Source organism: Mesorhizobium sp. M6A.T.Ce.TU.016.01.1.1, assembly GCF_003997065.1.
Classification (GTDB): domain Bacteria; phylum Pseudomonadota; class Alphaproteobacteria; order Rhizobiales; family Rhizobiaceae; genus Mesorhizobium; species Mesorhizobium mediterraneum.
On record NZ_RZTJ01000001.1, the window covers coordinates 333,115 to 350,499 of the forward strand.

Genomic DNA, 17,385 nt, shown 5'->3' on the forward strand with positions numbered 1-17,385 from the left:
CGTCCCAAGGGACGCGCGGCGCTGTAGCCTGTCTTCACAGCGCTTCCACGCACATAGCAACGCCCATGCCGCCGCCGATGCACAGCGTGGCGAGGCCTTTCCTGGCATTTCTGCGGCGCATCTCGTAGACCAGCGTGTTGAAGATGCGGGCCCCCGAGGCGCCGACCGGATGGCCGATGGCGATGGCGCCGCCATTGACGTTGACGATGGACGGGTCCCAGCCCATGTCCTTGTTGACGGCGCAGGCCTGCGCGGCGAAGGCCTCGTTGGCCTCGACCAGGTCGAGGTCGCCGACCGACCAGCCGGCCTTGGCCAGCGCCTTGCGCGAGGCGGGGATAGGCCCGGTGCCCATGATCTGCGGGTCGACGCCCGCGGTCGCCCAGGAAACGATGCGCACAAGCGGCGTGATGCCGCGTTTTGCGGCTTCGGCTTCGGTCATCAGCACCACGGCAGCGGCGCCATCGTTGATGCCGGAAGCATTGGCTGCGGTCACGGTGCCTTCCTTGTCGAAGGCGGGCTTGAGCTTGATCATCGCCTCGATCGTGGCGCCGTGGCGGATGTATTCGTCCTGGTCGACAATGGTGTCGCCCTTCTTGCCCTTGACGGTGAAGGCAACGATCTCGTCCTTGAATTTTCCGGCCTTCTGGGCGGCCTCGGCCTTGTTCTGCGAGCCGACGGCGAATGTGTCCTGGTCGTCGCGGGTAATCTGGAACTGCCGGGCAACGTTCTCCGCCGTATTGCCCATGTGGTAGCCGTAGAAGGCATCGGTCAGGCCGTCCTTGATCATGGTGTCGATCAGCTTGAAGTCGCCCATCTTGACGCCGCTGCGCAGGTGCTGCGCATGCGGCGCCATCGACATCGATTCCTGACCGCCGGCGACGATGATTTTTGCATCTCCTATAGCGATCTGCTGCATGCCAAGCGCGATGGCGCGCAGGCCCGAGCCGCAGAGCTGATTGAGGCCCCAGGCGGTCGCTTCCTGCGGCACGCCGGCCGCCATCGCCGCCTGCCGTGCCGGGTTTTGGCCTTGAGCCGCGGTCAGGATCTGGCCGAGGATCACCTCATCGACCTCCTTGCCGTCGACGCCGGCACGGGCGAGCGCTTCCTTGACGGCGACGGCGCCCAGTTCATGGGCCGGTGTGTTGGCAAAGGCGCCGTTGAAGGAACCGACGGGCGTGCGCGCCGCACTGGCGACGACAATGGCATTGGAAGCGGGCATGTTCTTCTCCAGACTTCAGGGGTCGAATTTGAGGCGCGGTTAGGGACTTTTCTTGCCCTTTCCGTGACCCAAGTCAAACCGGAAATGGGCATGCCGCCCATGCGCGGCAAGCAGGTTGCGCGTCGCCATGGAAACAGCCCGCCCGTTGCCGCGCAGCATATTTAGGCTGCCGTGCAGCATTAATCGATCCCGCACTGCACAAACCACTTGGAATTGTGACGCTTTTGCGCATATCCTTGAAAAGCGCAATCGTTACCGGCCGCTTACTCAAGTGCGCCGGTGTCCCGGGAGGATACTGATGGCCGCGAAAGACGAACCGATTATCATCAAGAAATATGCCAATCGCCGCCTCTACAACACCGGCACCAGCACTTATGTGACGCTCGAGGATCTTGCCGACATGGTCAAGAAGGGCGAGGAGTTCACCGTCCAGGACGCCAAAACCGGCGACGACATTACCCATCCTGTGCTGACCCAGATCATCTTCGAGCTGGAGAACAAGGATGGGCAGAACATGCTGCCGATCCCGTTCCTGCGCCAGTTGATCGCCTTTTACGGCGACCAGATACAGATGATCGTGCCGAGCTTCCTCGAGCAGTCGATGATCGCCTTCTCAAAGGAGCAAGAACGCTTCCGCGAGCAGATGAAGGGTGCCTTGGGCAAGTCGCCGCTGGACATGATGAAGATCGCCACGCCGATCAAGGCGCTGGAAGAGCAGACGCGCCGCAACATGGAGATGTTCCAGAATGCCATGCGCCTGTTCACGCCCTTCCCACCCGCAGGCTCGAATGGTTCGTCTGCGCCGCCGGCAGAGCCGGCCAGGAAAGAAGGGTCGGAAAAACCCGATGACCTTCAGGAGTTGAAGGAACAGATCGCCGCCATGCAGCGCAAGCTCGACACCATGTCGTGATCACTGGCCGGACAAGGTCCGGCCGAAACCATCCTCTGCAGCCTTGTCAGAACATCTCCGCCTCGAATGAGGCAGAGATGCCATCCGGCCCACGCTATTTCGTCGTCACGGTCACCAGGGCGGTAACGGGTTTGCCGTCCACAAGGACGGGCTTGTGATGATCATCGGCAAGCAGGATGCCGATCACGTGCTTGCCGGCGGCATCCGGGCAATGGCCGAAACGAGCCTTGATAAGATCGCCGCCAAGGTCGCTATTCATGCTGTTGTATGGCCTGCCGGGGATGTTGCAACTGTCTCCGTCGGGATCGATCTTCATATGCACGTGGCCGCATTGGCTGTTGTCGCCGCATTTGCCTGCAGGAAGCAGCGTGAGGTTGCTCCTGACGATGACGCCTATCGCCTTTTCCGCATCATTGCCGAGCTCGATGACCGAACCGGCGGCCGGCCAAACAATTTCCAGGGTAGGCCGATCTTCGGCCTGGGCAGACCCGAGCAATAAGGAGAAAGCGAGGGCAGTCGTTGCGATGATGCGATGCATGGTAACCTCCGTTGTTGTGTAATCACCGATTACATATGAATCGCTCCGGAGCAAGAAAATAATCAGTGATTACATTTTGGCCTTGTGCTATTGGAAAGGCATGACCAGCACCACGGATTCCGGCGAAGCCGCCAACCCCAAGCGCTATCATCATGGCAATCTGGTCGAGGCTTTGATCGCTGCAACCGTGGAGATCATCGAAGAGCGCGGCGCGGAGCATGTGTCTGTGCGCGAGGCCGCAAAGCGTGCCGGCGTTTCGCCCGGCGCTCCATTCCGGCATTTTCGGTCGAAAACAGCACTGCTGACCGCAGTCGCCGAACAGGCCATGAGCCGGCTGACCGAGGCCGTTGCCGATGCGCAGTCAAAAGCCGACAGTGCAGATCCCATTGCGGCCTTCGAAGCAATCGGACAAGGCTATCTGGAATGGGCGATCAGCAATCCCACGCATTTCCAGATCATCAGTTCTCGAACGCTGATTGATTTCGACGCGTCGGACAATCTTCGTGATCAGAATGAAGCCATTCGCCGGAAGATGATCGACCTGCTGACCCAGGCGCAAAAAAAGGGTCGGCTTTCCCCGGACACCGACTTCGATCATCTGGTGCTTGCCGCACGTGCCTTTGTCTATGGGTTGGCGCGCATGGCGATTGATGGCCATTTTCCGGAGTGGCATCCGTCGGAGCAGCCGTCCCTCGCCGTGCGGAGGGCCCTGCGTCTTTTCATGAGCCAGATGACCATTTCCAAAACGCGGTCTTAGGAACACCCCAAAGAGGCTCCCCGGGATCGCTGACGAAACTGTTTTCACAGGGCCTGTCAGGCGCACAACTTCGACTGAGGCCGGCCTCTTCATGACAAAAATTTCATGTCGTCGCCGATCCGTGCCGCTGTTCTTGCGCGGCACGAGACATATATGCTGCACTGCAATATGCTTCCGTTAGCACCTACCGAAGGATTCCGCCTTGCCCAGCAGAAAAACCGCCATCGTCACCGGGTCTACCTCGGGCATCGGTCTGGCCATCGCCCATGCGCTCGCGGCGGAAGGCTACAACGTCGTCGTCAATTCCTTTTCCGACACGGCCGACGACCGGGCCATCACCGATGCGATCGCCAAACATCACAAGGTGAAGGCCGCCTATATCAAGGCAGACATGTCGAAACCGGCCGAATGCCGGGCGCTGGTTGCGAAGGCAGCCGAAACCTTCGGTTCGGTCGACATACTGGTCAACAATGCCGGCATCCAGCATGTCGCGCCGGTGGAAGAATTTCCGATCGAGAAGTGGGATGCCATCATCGCCATCAATTTGTCGTCGGCCTTCCACACCATCGCCGCCGCCATCCCGCTGATGAGAGAAGCCGGCGGCGGCAGGATCGTCAACATCGCCTCGGCCCACGGGCTGGTCGCCTCGCCGTTCAAGTCGGCCTATGTCGCGGCCAAGCACGGCATCATGGGGCTGACCAAGACCGTCGCTTTGGAGCTGGCGCGCGACAAGATCACCTGCAACGCCATCTGCCCCGGCTATGTGCTGACGCCGCTGGTCGAGGCGCAGATCCCCGACCAGATGAAGGCGAACAAGATGGACCGCGACACGGTGGTCCGCGAGGTCATGCTCGAAAAGCAGCCGACCAAGGAATTCGTCACGGTCGAGCAGGTTGCCGCTGCCGCGGTGTTCCTGTGCTCGGATGCGGCAGCGCAGATCAACGGCACGCATATTTCGGTCGACGGCGGCTGGACCGCCCAGTGAATTTGGGCGCGCAAAACACATCTGGCCGACAAATCAAGGGCAACGCCATGACGACAAACGGCAAGGCGGAGGAGCCTAAGAAGATCAACGTCGCGCTGCAGGGCGGCGGCTCGCACGGCGCCTTTTCCTGGGGCGTGCTCGACCGGCTGCTTGAGGACGGACGGCTCGACATCGCGGCGGTTTCGGGCACCAGCGCCGGCGCCATGAACGCGGTGGCGCTGGCCGACGGCTTCGTCCGCGGCGGCGTCGAGGGCGCGCGGCGGAAACTCGACGATTTCTGGCGCGCAGTGGCGCTGAAGGGGCGGTTCAGCCCGGTGCAACGCATGCCGTGGGACGTGGCCTGGGGCAACTGGTCGATCGAGAATACGCCCGGCTATCTCTTTTTCGACACCATGTCGCGGGTGTTCTCGCCCTATGTCGCCAACCCGCTCGGCCTCAACCCGCTGCGCGACGTGATCGAGCAGGAGATCGATTTCGGCAATGTGCGCGCCTGCAAGTCGATGGAGTTGTTCATCTCCGCGACCAATGTCGAGACAGGGCAGTTGCGCGTCTTTTCCGATGGCGAGATCGACCTCGACACGGTGATGGCGTCGGCCTGCCTGCCGCAGCTGTTCCGCGCCGTCGAGATCAAGGGCGTGCCCTACTGGGACGGCGGCTATGGCGGCAATCCGGCGCTGTTCCCGTTCTTCAAGACGGCTGCCACCGAGGATGTGCTGTTGGTGCAGATCAATCCGGTGGTCCGCGAGGGGACGCCGAAGAGCGCCAACGAAATTCAGAACCGCATCGACGAGATTACCTTCAATGCCGGGCTGCTGCGTGAATTCCGTTCGATCGCCTTCGTCAAGGAACTGATCGCCGCCGGCCGGCTGCCGCATGGCGAATACCGCGACATCCGCATGCACCGGATCGATGCCGACGAGGCGTTCAAGGACCTGTCGGCGTCGTCCAAGGTCAATGCCGAATGGGCGTTCCTGACCTATCTGCGCGACCTTGGCCGCACCGCCGCCAGCGACTGGCTGGAGGAGAATTACGACGCCGTCGGCAAGCGGCCGACGCTTGATCTCTCAGGCGAGCTCGACGACGGCTTCAAGCCGGTGCGTGGTCCGGCACCGGGCCGGCGGGTCAAGGAGTTCCTCGCGGCACGCAAGAAGCCGGAGGCGGCGCGCCGCCAAGCCTGAGGCATTTGGAGACGTCAGCCTTTTTTCAAGGCTAGATCGATCACCCTGATCAGTGCGGCCGCCGCTTGCCGCTGTTCGTCAGGATCGCTGATGCGCGTCTTCATGCCTTCCAGCCCGTCGAGCAGCATGTCGGCCAGCAATTTTGCCGACAGGCCCTTGGCGGTGAGATCGACGCCATTTTCGACGGCCTCGTCCTCGATTGCGGTTGCGACATGCTCGACAAGGCCGCCGCGCCAGCATCCGACCAGATCGGCCACGCTCGATTTCATGTCGAGGAGTTCAGCGCCGTGCGGCGAGGCGTGGACGGTGCGCATCATCGAGATCAGCGCTTCGTCGATGGCCCGCGTCATGCGCTCGGCGAAGGCGCCGTCGCCGGCAAGCGCCGCTTTCGCCTGCTCGATCGAACGGCCAAGCAGCATCATGGCGATGGCGCGGTAGATGTCGGTCTTGTTCTTGAATTGGAGATAGAGCGCCGGCCGCGACATGTCGGCGGCCCGCGCAATGTCGTCCATGGTGGTGCGGGCGAAACCATAGGCCAAAAACACCTTCATCGCGCCGTCGAGGATACGGGCGCGTTTGGGGTCTATGTCGGCGATGTCTTCGATCTCGATCATGGTGCAACTTTATCCTGCAAAAGCTCTGTTGACAAAATAACGAAATTTGTCAAGATGTTTGAGGGACGAAGCGAGCGCTTCTCCCTTGGGCTGTGGACGACAACGAAGGGTATCCCCATGCGCCTCACCGTCGACGGGCAGGCATTCGATATCAATGCCGATCCCGAAATGCCGCTGCTGTGGGCGCTGCGGGATCTCATGGGCAAGACCGGGCCGAAGTTCGGCTGCGGCATTGCCGCCTGCGGCGCCTGCACGGTGCATGTCGACGGCCAGCCCGTGCGCTCCTGTTCATTGCCGGTCGGTGAGGTCACCGGCGCGGTCATCACGATCGAAGGCATCGGCACCGAAGGCAGACTGCATCCGGTACAGCAGGCATGGCTGGAAGAGCAGGTCGCTCAGTGCGGCTACTGCCAGGCCGGCCAGATCATGAGCGCGGTGGCGCTGCTCGACGAGGTTGCCGACCCGACCGATGCCGACATCGACAATGCCATGGGCGGCAATCTCTGCCGCTGCGGCACCTACCCGAAGATCCGCGCGGCGATCAGACGAGCGGTCGTCCTCAAGACGGCGGGGATCTGACCATGGCCAGTGTCGGAAAGATCGCCCGCCGCACGTTTCTCATCGGCGCGGCTGCCATCGCAGGCGGCGTCGCCGTCGGCTACTATTACTACCGCAAACCCTATCCGAATCCGCTGGAAGGCGATCTCGTCGCTGATGAAGCGACCTTCAATCCCTATGTGAAGATCGGCGCCGACAACACCATCACCATCGTCGCGCCGCGCGCCGAGATGGGGCAGGGCATCTCGACGACGCTCGCCGCCATGGTTGCCGAAGAGCTCGATGTCGGGCTCGACCAGGTCAAGGTCGAGCACGGCCCGGCCTCCTACGCCTATTACAACTCAGCGATCCTGGAAGAGGGCGGTCCGTTCGCCTTCTTCGACGAAAGCATGACCGCGGAAGTAGTGCGCGCCGGCATGGGCGTGGTCGGAAAATTCCTCGCCCTCCAAGGCACCGGCGGCTCGGCCTCGACGCGCGACGCTTTCCTGAAGATGCGGCAGGCAGGTGCCGCCGCGCGGCAGATGCTGATTGCAGCGGCCGCGCAAAAGCTCGGCATAGCCGCCGCCGAGCTGGAAACGGCCAATGGCAGGGTCCTGCACAAGGCGTCGGGCAAGTCGGTGACCTATGGCGCTGTCGCTGCGACCGCTGCGACGATGGCGCCGCCCGCGGAAGTGCGGCTCAGGGACAAAGCCGACTGGAAGCTGCTCGGCAAACCGCAGAAGCGCATCGACATGCTGGCCAAGGTCAGCGGGGCGCCGATCTTCGGCATCGATGTGATGCTGCCGGACATGCTGTACGGGACGGTCAAGATGAGCCCGCGCTTCTGGGCCAAGCCGGTCGAGGCGGACCTCTCCAAGGCCGAGAAAATGCCTGGCGTGATCAAGATCGCGCCGATCGAAACGAATTATGGCCACGGCTTCGGCATTATCGCCGAAAACACTTGGGCAGCATTCAAGGCGGCGGAGGCGATCGACGCTGAATGGGCGGATCCCGAATATCCGTTGGACAGCGCCGCCATTTCCGACGTGCTGAAGCAGGCGCTTGGGACCAAAGGCTCGGTGATGCGCGACGATGGCGATGTCGATACCGCCTTCGCCGACGCGCCGCGCGAAAGAATAGTCGAGGCCGACTACGCGGTGCCTTATCTGGCACATGCGACGATGGAGCCGATGAACGCCACGGCGCGGCTGAAGGACGGCGTCCTCGACATCTGGTGCGGCAATCAGGCGCCGACCTTGGTGCGCCAGCTTTGCGCCAGTGTTGTCGGCATCGAACAGGACAAGGTCAACGTCCACACCACATTCATGGGCGGCGGCTTCGGTCGACGTGTCGAGGTGGATTATGCGCTCTGTGCCGCGCTGATGGCGAAAGAAACGGCAGGCCGGCCGATCAAGGTGATCTGGACGCGCGAGGAGGACATGCGCCACGACGCCTACCGGCCAGCCGCGATCGGCAAATTCCAGGCGCGGCTTGGCGGCGACGGCATGCCGGTCGCCGTCGACATGACAATCGCCTCGCCATCGCTGATAGCCAGCACCTTGCGCCGGCTGTTTCCCTCGATATCGCCGCTCGGCCCCGACAAGTCGATCGTCGACGGAGCCCATAACCAGCCCTATACGATCCCGAACTACCGGGTGACTGGCGTCGCCGCACCCGTCTCGATCCCTGTCGGCTCCTGGCGATCGGTCGGCAGTTCAATCAACGGCTTCTTCCATGAAGGATTTCTGGACGAGATCGCCGTCGCCGGGAAAACCGATCCTGTCGAACTGCGCAAGAGGCTGATGGCTGCCTATCCGGCAGCGGTGAAGGTGGTCGAGAAGGTCGCCGAAATGGCAAAATGGGGCGAGGCGCTGCCCGCCGGCAAGGCCAAGGGCATGGCGTTCACGCTGTCCTTCGGCAGTTGGGTGGGCGAGATCGTCCAGGTCGCCGACACGCCAGCCGGAATCCGCATTGAGAAGGTGTGGATCGCCGCCGATGTCGGCACCGCACTCGATCCCGGCATCATCGAGGCGCAGCTCATCTCCGCCGCCATCTATGGCCTGTCGGCGGCGATGGCTCAGGAAATCAGCTTTGCCGACGGCATGGTCGAACAGTCGAATTTTCACGACTACGATGCCATGCGCATCTCCCAGTGTCCGGCGTTCGAAGTCGCAATACTGGAGAATTTTCACAAGATGGGCGGCGTCGGCGAGGTCGGCACGCCGCCGGCGGCACCGGCACTCGCCAACGCCATCTTCGCACTGACCGGCAAGCGCATCCGGACACTGCCCATGTCGAGGGAGGTGACCTTCGCATGAAACTGGTTTCCACCATGCTGACAGCTGCTGCCACGCTGTTTCGATGGCGCCTTTCCCAACGGCACCGGAAAGCCGAACACAGAACCGATGATGGTCGACGCAACCAAGGGTTTGCCCGAGGAATGCGGTCTACACGGTACTCTTGCATCCGCGTTGCGCCGAGTGCGATGTCGCAGACGAACGGCCGCGCTGGTCCGGCGCGCCTCATGGCGGCGAGCGCGTCCTGCCCAGCGAAGTAATAACCCATCAACTTTTCTGACTATATTGCGGTGCAACTTTGATGTAGAAGCTCGTTCGCCGATCACGGCAAGTTGAACACGGCCTTGCGCGCACCCATATCGGCGACGCGCCGAGTTAGAAGACGCGGCCTGGCCGATTCCCGCGCACTGGAAAAACGATGATGCCGAAATACAGGTTTCACAAGCTTGCAGCCATTGTTGTGCTTGTCGGGTTCGCTGCCTGGATGGTGACGGGCGAGTTCTCGTCCGTCGGGAGCGCGTCTGCCGACAACAAGCCCAAGGCAGGCGAAGTCGAGCAGCCAAACACGGCTGACGCGGGTAAGCCCAAGCCCACTGAGGCAGAACAGCCAAAGGCAGCCTTACGCACCGTCGCGGTCATTACCCCGCCGCGGCGCACCTATGCGCGCGCCATCCGGATTTCCGGACTGACCGAAGCCGATAAGCGCGCGGTCCTGGCGACGCGTGTCGCCGGCGTCATCGACAAGCTGCCGGTCAAGCAGGGACAGCGCGTCAAGACCGGCGACCTCGTGCTGATGTTGGCAGCCGAGGAAAAGCTTTCGGCGGTCAGCAACGCCAAGCAGCTTTTGGTTCAGCGTCAGGCCGAACTCGATGCAGCGTTGCGGCTGATGAAAACCGGCAATCTGCCCAAGCTGCAGCTCGACACGGCCCGCTCCAACCTGACGCTGGCCCAGTCGCACCTGGAAGCCGCGCAGGCCGAGCTCGACCGCAACGAGGTGAAGGCGCCGTTCGACGGCGTCATCGACCGGGTGCCGGTGGAGCTTGGCAGTTCCGTGATGCAGGGCGGTGAGGTGGCGACCATTCTGAAGCTCGATCCGGTAATTGCCCGCGGCGAAGTCAGCGAACGCGATCTCGGCTTTCTGAAGAATGGCGACAAGGCAAATGTACGGTTGGTCAGCGGCCAGAATGTCGAAGGGACCGTGCGCTATATCAGCCGCGACGCCTCCTCCGCCACCCGCACCTTCCGCGTCGAGATCGCAATCCCTAATCCCGAAGGCACCATCCCAGCCGGGATGACGGCCGAGATCGCGCTGAGCGCGCAACCGACCGACGCCGTCATGCTGCCGCGATCGGTGGTCACGCTCGGCGATAAGGGCGATCTCGGCATTCGCGCCGTCGATAAGGACGACAAAGTCGTGTTCTTCCCGATCGACCTGGTCGACGACACGCCAACCGGCCTGGTGCTCGGCGGCATTCCAGCCGATGCGCGTGTCATCGTCGCCGGCCAGGAACTGGTGAAGGAAGGCGAAGTTATCAAGCCGGTCGAGGCCGATCAGGCGACCATTCAGAAGCTGTTGGGCGAAGCGACAGCCGGGACGCAATAATCATGGATATCGTCAAGCTCGCAATCAACAATGCCCGGCTGACCATTTCGGTCCTGATCTTCCTCATCCTTGCGGGTGCGGTCGCCTATCAGTCGACGCCGAAGGAAGCGGAACCCGACGTTCCGATTCCGATGATGTATGTCAGCCTGATCTATCAGGGCATCTCGCCTGAGGATTCGGAACGCCTTCTGCTGCGGCCGATGGAAGCCAAGCTGAAGAGCCTCAAGGGTCTCAAGGAGATGCGCTCGGCCGCCTTCCAGGGCGGCGGCTATGTGCTGGTCGAATTCCAGCCGCAGACGGATCTGGCGACGGCGTTGCAGGACACACGCAGCAAGGTCCAGGACGGCAAGGCCGACCTGCCGCAGGCAGCCGAGGAGCCTGTGGTTACCGAAGTCAACATCTCCGAATTCCCAGTCATGGTCGTGACGCTGTCGGGCGAGGTGCCCGAGCGCGTGCTCACGGCGGCGGCGCGCGAGTTGCGCGACCGCATCGAGGAGGTGCCCGGCGTGCTGGAAGGCACGCTGCAAGGTGCCCGCGACGACCTCGTCGAAGTCGTCATCGATCCGATGAAACTATCTTCCTACGGGCTTCAGCTCGAGCAGCTGATCGGTGCGGTCGGCGATTCCAACAGTCTTGTCGCTGCCGGCAACATCGAAGGGTCCGAAGGCAAATACGCGATCAAGGTGCCTTCGCTGATCGAGACGCCGGAGGACGTGGCGGCGCTTCCGATCGTCGCCGGCCCCAATGCCGTGGTGCAGGCCAAGGATATCGCCACCGTCCGCTCCACCTTCAAGGACGCCGAGACGGTGACCCGTCTCGACGGTAAGCCGGCGATCGCCATCGAGGTGAAGAAGCGCATCGGCTCCAACCTGATCGACACGACTGCCAAGGTCAGGGAGGTGTCCGACGCCTTCATAAAGACCATGCCGGCAGGCATGCACGTTACCTACACGCAGGACAAGTCGGTCTTCGTCAACCAGTTGCTCGGCGATCTGCAGAACCACGTCATGATCGCCGTGATCCTGGTGTTCATCGTCATTCTCTATGCACTGTCGGGCCGTGCCTCGGTGCTGATTGGCCTCGCCATTCCATCGTCTTTCCTGATCGGCATCCTGCTGTTGGCGATGATGGGCTACACGATCAACATGATCGTGCTGTTCAGCCTCATCCTGGCGGTCGGCATGCTGGTCGACGATGCCATCATCGTCACCGAATTCGCCGAGCGACGCATGAGCGAAGGCATGCCGAAGGCAGAGGCCTTCGAGCTTGCCGCCAAGCGCATGGCCGGTCCGGTCATCGCCGCGACGATGACGCGCATCGCCGCCTTTTCGCCGCTGCTGTTCTGGCCAGGCATCATCGGCGACTTCATGAAATACATGCCGATCACGCTGATCGTCACGCTCTCGGCCTCGATGCTCTATGCGCTGGTCTTTGCGCCGACGCTGGGCGCCTTGTTCGCCAAGGCGCCGCCCCATGACGAGGACGACAACCGTGACGGCTGGTACATGGCCGTGGTCAAGCAGGCGGTGCGCTTTCCCGTCACCGTGCTTCTGCTCACCGTCGCGCTTTTGTTCGGTGTCGGCTTTGCCTATTCGAAATACGGCGCCGGCGTCGAGTTCTTCCCGAATGTCGAGCCTGACTACGGCCTGCTCTATGTGCACGCCCGCGGCAACCTTTCGCTCGCCGAAATGGATGCCGCCACGAAGACCGCCGAGAACCGGCTTCTCGGCTGGCCGGGCGTGAAATCGGTCTATACTCGTGTTGGCAAGACGCAAGGCGGCGGCCAGGACATTCCTGAAGACGTGGTCGGCGTGATCCAGTACGAGTTCGTCGACTGGCGCGAGCGCAAATCGGCGAACGCGATCCTGGACGAACTGCGCGGCGTCATGGCCGGCATTCCCGGCGTCGACGTCGAGGTTCGCGTGCCCGAGGCCGGCCCGCCCACCGGCAAGCCGATCCAGATCAGGCTTTCGGCCGTCGACCCGAAAGGTCTCGACGACAAGGCGCGCGCGGTCGCCGCCCGCATTGCCAAGGTGCCCGGTGTCATCGACATTTCCGACGGCCTGCCGCCGCCCGGCGTCGACTGGGCGCTCGAGGTCGATCGCGCCAAGGCGGCACAATACGGCATCAGCCCGACCTCGGTCGGAACGGTGGTGCAACTGGTGACGAACGGGCTGAAGCTCAGTGAATATCGGCCAGCCGGTGCTGACGACGCCGTCGACATCAGGCTGCGTCTGCCCGAGGACCGGCGCACGCTGTCGACACTCGATGACCTCAGGGTGCAGACCTCGCAAGGGTCGGTGCCGATCTCGAATTTCGTCGTGCGCAAGCCCGAGCCGACCGTCGGCATCCTCAACCGCATCGACGGCGCGCGCACGGTGGTCATCCAGGCCAATGTCGCCGCCGGCGAACAGGTCGCTGCTGTCCAGCAGCAGGTCACCCAGGCCGTCGCCGACATGGACCTCGGCAGCGGCATACGCTGGAAGCTCGCAGGCTCGAACGAGGACAGCGCGGAGGCCAGCGCCTTCCTCAGCAAAGCTTTCGGCGCCGCGATCTTCCTGATCTTCATCGTGCTTCTGGCGCAGTTCAACAAGTTCACCAGCGTCTGGCTGGTGCTGTCCTGCGTGGTCATGGCGACGGTCGGCGTGTTCCTGGGACTTCTGATAACAGGGGAGACCTTCGGCATCGTCATGTCGGGCATCGGCGTCATCGCGCTGGCCGGCGTGGTGGTGAACAACAACATCGTGCTGATCGACACCTATGACCGGCTGCGGGAAGAGGGCTGGGATAAGGTCGAAGCGGTTCTGCAGACGTGCCGCGAACGCGCGCGCCCCGTCGTGCTGACGGCGGTGTCGGCGATTCTCGGCGTGTTGCCGATCGCCTTCGGCCTCGGCCTCGAAATCTTCCATCACGAGACGACGATCAACGCGCCGTCGACGCAATGGTGGATTTCACTGTCCTCGGCGATCGTCTTCGGCCTGTCGTTCGCCACCGTGCTGACGCTGGTGGTAACGCCGTCGATGCTGATGGTGTTCACCCGGGCCAAGGTCAAGCCCGGCGCACGGCGCGGCTGGTTCAGCCGCTTGTTTGGGCGCGGCAAGGGTGCGATCTCGCCGGAGGAGTCGACACCAGAGCTGGACGCCGAACCGGCGATCGCCTTTCCGAAGGCCGCCGAATAGGCCGATTTTGCTTGGAGTGCCGCGCGTCCATTGGACGCTCAAAGAAGAGGCCGCTCGGGAACAACCGGGCGGCCTTTCGCATTGTAGCGGTATAGTAGCACCTCATGGCGAGGAATCTCTCATGACGCTCAGCACCATTCTCATCATTATTTTGATCCTCATCCTGATCGGCGCAGTGCCGACGTGGCCGCATTCGCGATCCTGGGGCTATGGCCCTTCCGGTATCGTCGGCGTCATTCTGATCGTGCTGCTGGTGCTGCTGTTGATGGGCAGGATCTGAAGCCTTGTGCGTACGGCAAGCCGCGGAGGCCTATCGGCCGCCGCTGCTTCTCCTGATCAGGCATCTTCTGTCAGGCGGCGATCCGGTTGCCTCCTGCACCGGCGGTTGGAATGCCGATGTCGTTCAGGGCATCCGCGATGGCTTTATCCAGCTCCGTATGCGGGATCGTGCCAATGATGCCTTCCAGCCTTGCCGAGGTTAGCTGGTGTGGCTCGAAGCGGAGATAGGACATCGAGACGAGCTCGCGCCACATCGCCACGAACGGGCTGCCGGCGCGCAGCACCCACCACGGCATCGACGTTAGTTTCAGCGTGCGCCCCAGGGCCTGTTCCGCGGCCGCTTTGATCTCCAGATCGGTGACGGCGTGGCCCGGAAAGTTCAGCGCCTCGTAGGAGCCGAGCTTGTTGAGGTTTTCGGTCAATCCGACGAAAGCCTTGGCCAGGTCTGGCAGATAGGCCCATTCATGCACGAGATCGGCCGGTCCGGGGGCCGTATAGACACCCTTGTCCATCTTGGCGGCCACAATCAAATCGAACCACGAGCCGGTGCCGGTGCCACCAAAAAAGTCGCCGGCGCGCAGCAGAATGGTCCGCACGCGGCCCGCTTCAGCCTCGCGGCGAAAGAGGCCTTCCATGGCGACGCGGATGCGGCCCTTTTCGGTCGTCGGGAGAAATGGCGTGTCTTCGGTGATCACCGCCGGCATCGGCGAGCCGTAATTGTAAACGTTGCCTGGAGCGAGGTGCAATGCGTCGTTCGCCCGGCACGCGGCCATGACGTTCTCGGCCATCGGCAGGCACTTCCCCCAGTCGGTGTAGATCGGGTTGAGGCCGTTGAAGATGATGTCGACGCCTTCGGTGGCGCGGATAAGCGCCTCGCGATCGAGGCCATCGCCGGCGGCGGCCGTGGCGCCGGTGAGCTCTGCCGGTATCTTGCCGCTGCGGGTGACGGCGCGGACATCATAGCCGGCGTCGATAAAGGCCTTGGCCACCACGCGGCCGAGCCGGCCATTGGCACCGAGAATTGCGATCTTGGTCATTTTTCGTCTCCGTGTTTGCGTTACGCTCGCAATATGACCCGCTCGAAAACGAATGGAAATTGACTGAATTTGGCGATATGATATTCAGTTTTGAATGGGAATCGACTGGAACCTGATCAAGAGCTTCGTCACCGTGGCGGAAACCGGCAGCCTGTCCGCTGCCGCGCGTAAGCTGGCCGCAAGCCAGCCGACGCTCGGCCGCCATATCGCCGAGCTGGAGCAGGCGCTCGGCGTCACCCTGTTCCGGCGCGGGCGGCGCGGCTATGCGCTGACCGAAGCCGGTAGCACGCTCTATGAACGCGGCCGAGCGGTAAGCGAGCAGGCGAGCGCCTTTTCGCTTTTGGCACTGGGATCGGTCGAGGCGATCGAGGGCACGGTGCGGATTGCCGCCAGCGAGGTGGTGGCGGCCTATGTCCTGCCCGAGATGACGGCGCGGCTGGGTGCCGAGGAGCCCGGCATCGAGGTCGAGATTGTCGCGTCGAACCAGGTTGAGAACCTTTTGCGCCGCGATGCCGATATCGCCATCCGTATGGTCAAGCCGGCGCAGAACGAACTGGTGGCGCGCAAGGTGACCGACATTCCGCTCCGTGCCTGCGCGGCAAAATCCTATCTCGGCCGACGCGGTCGTCCGCTCAAGCCTGGCGATCTCGTCGGCCATGATCTGATCGGCTTCGACCGCAGCGACGAGATCATTCGTGGCTTTGCGCAGTTCGGTGTCCCGCTCACCCGCAATGCCTTCCGCTTCAGGACCGACAACCAGATCGTGCTGTGGGAGGCGGTGCGGGCGGGAAACGGCATCGGTTTTGGCCAGGAGCCGCTGGCCGACCGCGATCCGCTGGTGGAGACAGTGCTGCCGGGCCTCGCGCTGCCGACGCTGCCGGTATGGCTGGCCATGCACCGCGACGTGCGCACCAGCGTGCGCATCCGCCGTGTTGCGGATTTCCTCTACGAGGAGTTGAAGCGCTATTCGGCTGGTGCTGCGTCGGGAGCGAATTCGGCGCGATGAGCCAGACTGGCCATCAAAAATACGACGACCAGCAGCCCCGACAGGGCGACGAAGATCGGACCGAAGCTTGAGTGCTCGGCAATGAAGCCGATTGCCGACGGCGCCACCAGAATGCCGGAATAGCCCATTGTGGTGACGACGCTCATGCCGGTGCCGGACGACATGCCTTCCTGGTTGCCGCCGGCCGAAAACAGGATCGGCACCATATTGGCGATGCCGAAGCCGCAAAAGGCAAAAGCCGCGATGGCGAGCCAGGGCGAGGGTGCCAGCCCGGCCACCAGCATGCCGGCGGCGGCGACAAGAGCCGAGACGCGCAGCGTCGTCACCGCGCCGAAACGGTTGCGCACGCCGTCGCCAAAGAAACGCATCACGGCCATGATGCCGGAAAAGGCCGCGTAGGCAAGGCCAGCGATGGCAAGATCGGCGCCGAGTTCCTGCTGCAGATACAGCGCCGCCCAGTCGAGCACCGCGCCCTCGGAGATCATCGTCATCAGCGCCATCAGCCCGACCAGATAGACCAGCGGATTTCCAGGCAGGGCAAATTTGCGCTGCCCGGTGCCCCTTGATGGTCCTCGGAGCGGCTTGTCCTCGGCGATCAGATAGCGGACTGCCACTGCAATCAGGGCGAAAGCGAACGCCGTCACTACGATCGCATGGGTGAGATGACCATAGTTCTGGATGGCGAACCCGCCGAGAGCGCCGCCGGCGAAACCGCCAAGGCTCCAGAAGCCGTGGGAGGACGACATGATGGCGCGGGACAACCGCCGTTCCACCACCACCGCATTGGCATTCATGGCGACATCCATGCCGCCGATCGAACCGCCGAAGATGAACATGGCGATGGCCGCAAGCGGCACATTGGGCGCGAGCGCCACAACCAGCAGGCCGAAGCTTCCGATGAGACCGAACCAGCGCAGCACGGTGCGCGACCCATGCCTGGAGATCAGGTGGCCGCACCAGGTCATCGCCGTGACCGCGCCGGCGCCGAACAGCAGGATCAACAGGCCGAGCGTGAACTTCGAGATGTCGAGCCGGGTCAGGAACACCGGGATCTGCGGCGCCCAGGCGCCGGTCAGAAAGCCGTTGGCCAGGAACATGGCCGCCACGGCCCATCGTCCACGAATGGCGGTCTGCATGATTTTTTGCGCGTGCATCGCGTAGAATCCGGTCTGAAAAATGGCCTCGCGAGGCAAATTAGATCGATTCAATTTCCAGTCAAGCGCTCAGGGCTGAAAGTGCTTGGGCC

At 62.8% G+C, this 17,385-nt stretch carries 15 protein-coding genes; 10 read left to right on the forward strand and 5 right to left on the reverse strand.

Annotation, left to right across the window (positions count from 1 at the left end; translation table 11 throughout):
* Positions 1 to 34: 34 nt before the first annotated feature.
* The gene (locus EOC94_RS01695; protein ID WP_095487352.1) at positions 35 to 1,219 is read right to left on the reverse strand and encodes an acetyl-CoA C-acetyltransferase; all 1,185 of its coding nucleotides are present in this window, start codon (positions 1,217 to 1,219) and stop codon (positions 35 to 37) included.
* A 298-nt stretch (positions 1,220 to 1,517) separates the two neighbouring features.
* On the opposite strand from EOC94_RS01695, the gene phaR reads away from it, so the two are divergent.
* Positions 1,518 to 2,129, forward strand: coding sequence for a polyhydroxyalkanoate synthesis repressor PhaR (gene phaR, locus EOC94_RS01700; protein ID WP_127288400.1), 612 nt, complete (start codon positions 1,518 to 1,520; stop codon positions 2,127 to 2,129).
* Positions 2,130 to 2,223: 94 nt separating this feature from the next.
* On the opposite strand, the gene EOC94_RS01705 is transcribed toward phaR, so the two are convergent.
* Positions 2,224 to 2,667, reverse strand: a complete 444-nt coding sequence (locus EOC94_RS01705; protein ID WP_127205831.1) for a hypothetical protein — start codon at positions 2,665 to 2,667, stop codon at positions 2,224 to 2,226.
* A gap of 100 nt (positions 2,668 to 2,767) precedes the next feature.
* Between EOC94_RS01705 and EOC94_RS01710 the strand changes: the two genes are divergently transcribed.
* The 3 genes from EOC94_RS01710 (at position 2,768) to EOC94_RS01720 (ending at position 5,587) form a co-directional block, all read left to right on the forward strand.
* Positions 2,768 to 3,424, forward strand: a complete 657-nt coding sequence (locus EOC94_RS01710; RefSeq protein ID WP_095487346.1) for a TetR/AcrR family transcriptional regulator — start codon at positions 2,768 to 2,770, stop codon at positions 3,422 to 3,424.
* 202 nt (positions 3,425 to 3,626) lie between these two features.
* Entirely contained in the window at positions 3,627 to 4,409 is a 783-nt protein-coding gene (locus EOC94_RS01715; protein WP_095487344.1) for a 3-hydroxybutyrate dehydrogenase, read from the forward strand.
* 47 nt (positions 4,410 to 4,456) lie between these two features.
* Entirely contained in the window at positions 4,457 to 5,587 is a 1,131-nt protein-coding gene (locus tag EOC94_RS01720) for a patatin-like phospholipase family protein (RefSeq protein WP_127288401.1), read from the forward strand.
* Positions 5,588 to 5,601: 14 nt separating this feature from the next.
* Here the strand turns inward: EOC94_RS01720 and EOC94_RS01725 are convergent, their stop codons facing one another.
* The gene (locus EOC94_RS01725; RefSeq protein ID WP_095487342.1) at positions 5,602 to 6,201 is read right to left on the reverse strand and encodes a TetR/AcrR family transcriptional regulator; all 600 of its coding nucleotides are present in this window, start codon (positions 6,199 to 6,201) and stop codon (positions 5,602 to 5,604) included.
* Positions 6,202 to 6,318: 117 nt separating this feature from the next.
* Here EOC94_RS01725 and EOC94_RS01730 point away from each other — a divergent pair, with 117 nt between their 5' ends.
* The 5 genes from EOC94_RS01730 to EOC94_RS01750 all read left to right on the forward strand — a co-directional run bounded on the left by EOC94_RS01730 (position 6,319) and on the right by EOC94_RS01750 (position 14,097).
* A complete protein-coding gene (locus tag EOC94_RS01730) occupies positions 6,319 to 6,780 on the forward strand; it encodes a (2Fe-2S)-binding protein (protein WP_095487340.1) in 462 nt (153 codons plus the stop codon).
* Positions 6,781 to 6,782: 2 nt separating this feature from the next.
* Positions 6,783 to 9,056, forward strand: coding sequence for a xanthine dehydrogenase family protein molybdopterin-binding subunit (locus EOC94_RS01735; protein WP_127288402.1), 2,274 nt, complete (start codon positions 6,783 to 6,785; stop codon positions 9,054 to 9,056).
* A gap of 400 nt (positions 9,057 to 9,456) precedes the next feature.
* Positions 9,457 to 10,638 (forward strand): efflux RND transporter periplasmic adaptor subunit, encoded by a 1,182-nt coding sequence (locus tag EOC94_RS01740; protein WP_095487673.1) that lies wholly within the window; start codon positions 9,457 to 9,459, stop codon positions 10,636 to 10,638.
* Between the two features lie 2 nt (positions 10,639 to 10,640).
* On the forward strand, positions 10,641 to 13,817 hold the full coding sequence (locus EOC94_RS01745) for an efflux RND transporter permease subunit (protein ID WP_127288403.1): 3,177 nt from the start codon (positions 10,641 to 10,643) through the stop codon (positions 13,815 to 13,817).
* A gap of 121 nt (positions 13,818 to 13,938) precedes the next feature.
* On the forward strand, positions 13,939 to 14,097 hold the full coding sequence (locus tag EOC94_RS01750) for a DUF3309 family protein (RefSeq protein WP_077375416.1): 159 nt from the start codon (positions 13,939 to 13,941) through the stop codon (positions 14,095 to 14,097).
* Between the two features lie 70 nt (positions 14,098 to 14,167).
* Here the strand turns inward: EOC94_RS01750 and EOC94_RS01755 are convergent, their stop codons facing one another.
* Complete coding sequence (locus EOC94_RS01755) at positions 14,168 to 15,133, reverse strand: NAD-dependent epimerase/dehydratase family protein (RefSeq protein ID WP_127288404.1); 966 nt, start codon at positions 15,131 to 15,133, stop codon at positions 14,168 to 14,170.
* 94 nt (positions 15,134 to 15,227) lie between these two features.
* Here EOC94_RS01755 and EOC94_RS01760 point away from each other — a divergent pair, with 94 nt between their 5' ends.
* Positions 15,228 to 16,139 (forward strand): LysR family transcriptional regulator, encoded by a 912-nt coding sequence (locus EOC94_RS01760; protein ID WP_127288405.1) that lies wholly within the window; start codon positions 15,228 to 15,230, stop codon positions 16,137 to 16,139.
* On the opposite strand, the gene EOC94_RS01765 is transcribed toward EOC94_RS01760, so the two are convergent.
* Complete coding sequence (locus EOC94_RS01765; RefSeq protein WP_127288406.1) at positions 16,097 to 17,293, reverse strand: MFS transporter; 1,197 nt, start codon at positions 17,291 to 17,293, stop codon at positions 16,097 to 16,099. The genes EOC94_RS01760 and EOC94_RS01765 overlap by 43 nt on opposite strands.
* Positions 17,294 to 17,385: the final 92 nt, after the last annotated feature.

Coding starts and splice junctions, on each gene's coding strand:
- EOC94_RS01695 (WP_095487352.1), bottom strand. CDS start 1,219: ATGCCCGCTTCCAATGCCATTGTCGTCGCCAGTGCGGCGCGCACGCCC.
- phaR (WP_127288400.1), top strand. CDS start 1,518: ATGGCCGCGAAAGACGAACCGATTATCATCAAGAAATATGCCAATCGC.
- EOC94_RS01705 (WP_127205831.1), bottom strand. CDS start 2,667: ATGCATCGCATCATCGCAACGACTGCCCTCGCTTTCTCCTTATTGCTC.
- EOC94_RS01710 (WP_095487346.1), top strand. CDS start 2,768: ATGACCAGCACCACGGATTCCGGCGAAGCCGCCAACCCCAAGCGCTAT.
- EOC94_RS01720 (WP_127288401.1), top strand. CDS start 4,457: ATGACGACAAACGGCAAGGCGGAGGAGCCTAAGAAGATCAACGTCGCG.
- EOC94_RS01725 (WP_095487342.1), bottom strand. CDS start 6,201: ATGATCGAGATCGAAGACATCGCCGACATAGACCCCAAACGCGCCCGT.
- EOC94_RS01730 (WP_095487340.1), top strand. CDS start 6,319: ATGCGCCTCACCGTCGACGGGCAGGCATTCGATATCAATGCCGATCCC.
- EOC94_RS01735 (WP_127288402.1), top strand. CDS start 6,783: ATGGCCAGTGTCGGAAAGATCGCCCGCCGCACGTTTCTCATCGGCGCG.
- EOC94_RS01740 (WP_095487673.1), top strand. CDS start 9,457: ATGCCGAAATACAGGTTTCACAAGCTTGCAGCCATTGTTGTGCTTGTC.
- EOC94_RS01745 (WP_127288403.1), top strand. CDS start 10,641: ATGGATATCGTCAAGCTCGCAATCAACAATGCCCGGCTGACCATTTCG.
- EOC94_RS01750 (WP_077375416.1), top strand. CDS start 13,939: ATGACGCTCAGCACCATTCTCATCATTATTTTGATCCTCATCCTGATC.
- EOC94_RS01755 (WP_127288404.1), bottom strand. CDS start 15,133: ATGACCAAGATCGCAATTCTCGGTGCCAATGGCCGGCTCGGCCGCGTG.
- EOC94_RS01760 (WP_127288405.1), top strand. CDS start 15,228: ATGGGAATCGACTGGAACCTGATCAAGAGCTTCGTCACCGTGGCGGAA.
- EOC94_RS01765 (WP_127288406.1), bottom strand. CDS start 17,293: ATGCACGCGCAAAAAATCATGCAGACCGCCATTCGTGGACGATGGGCC.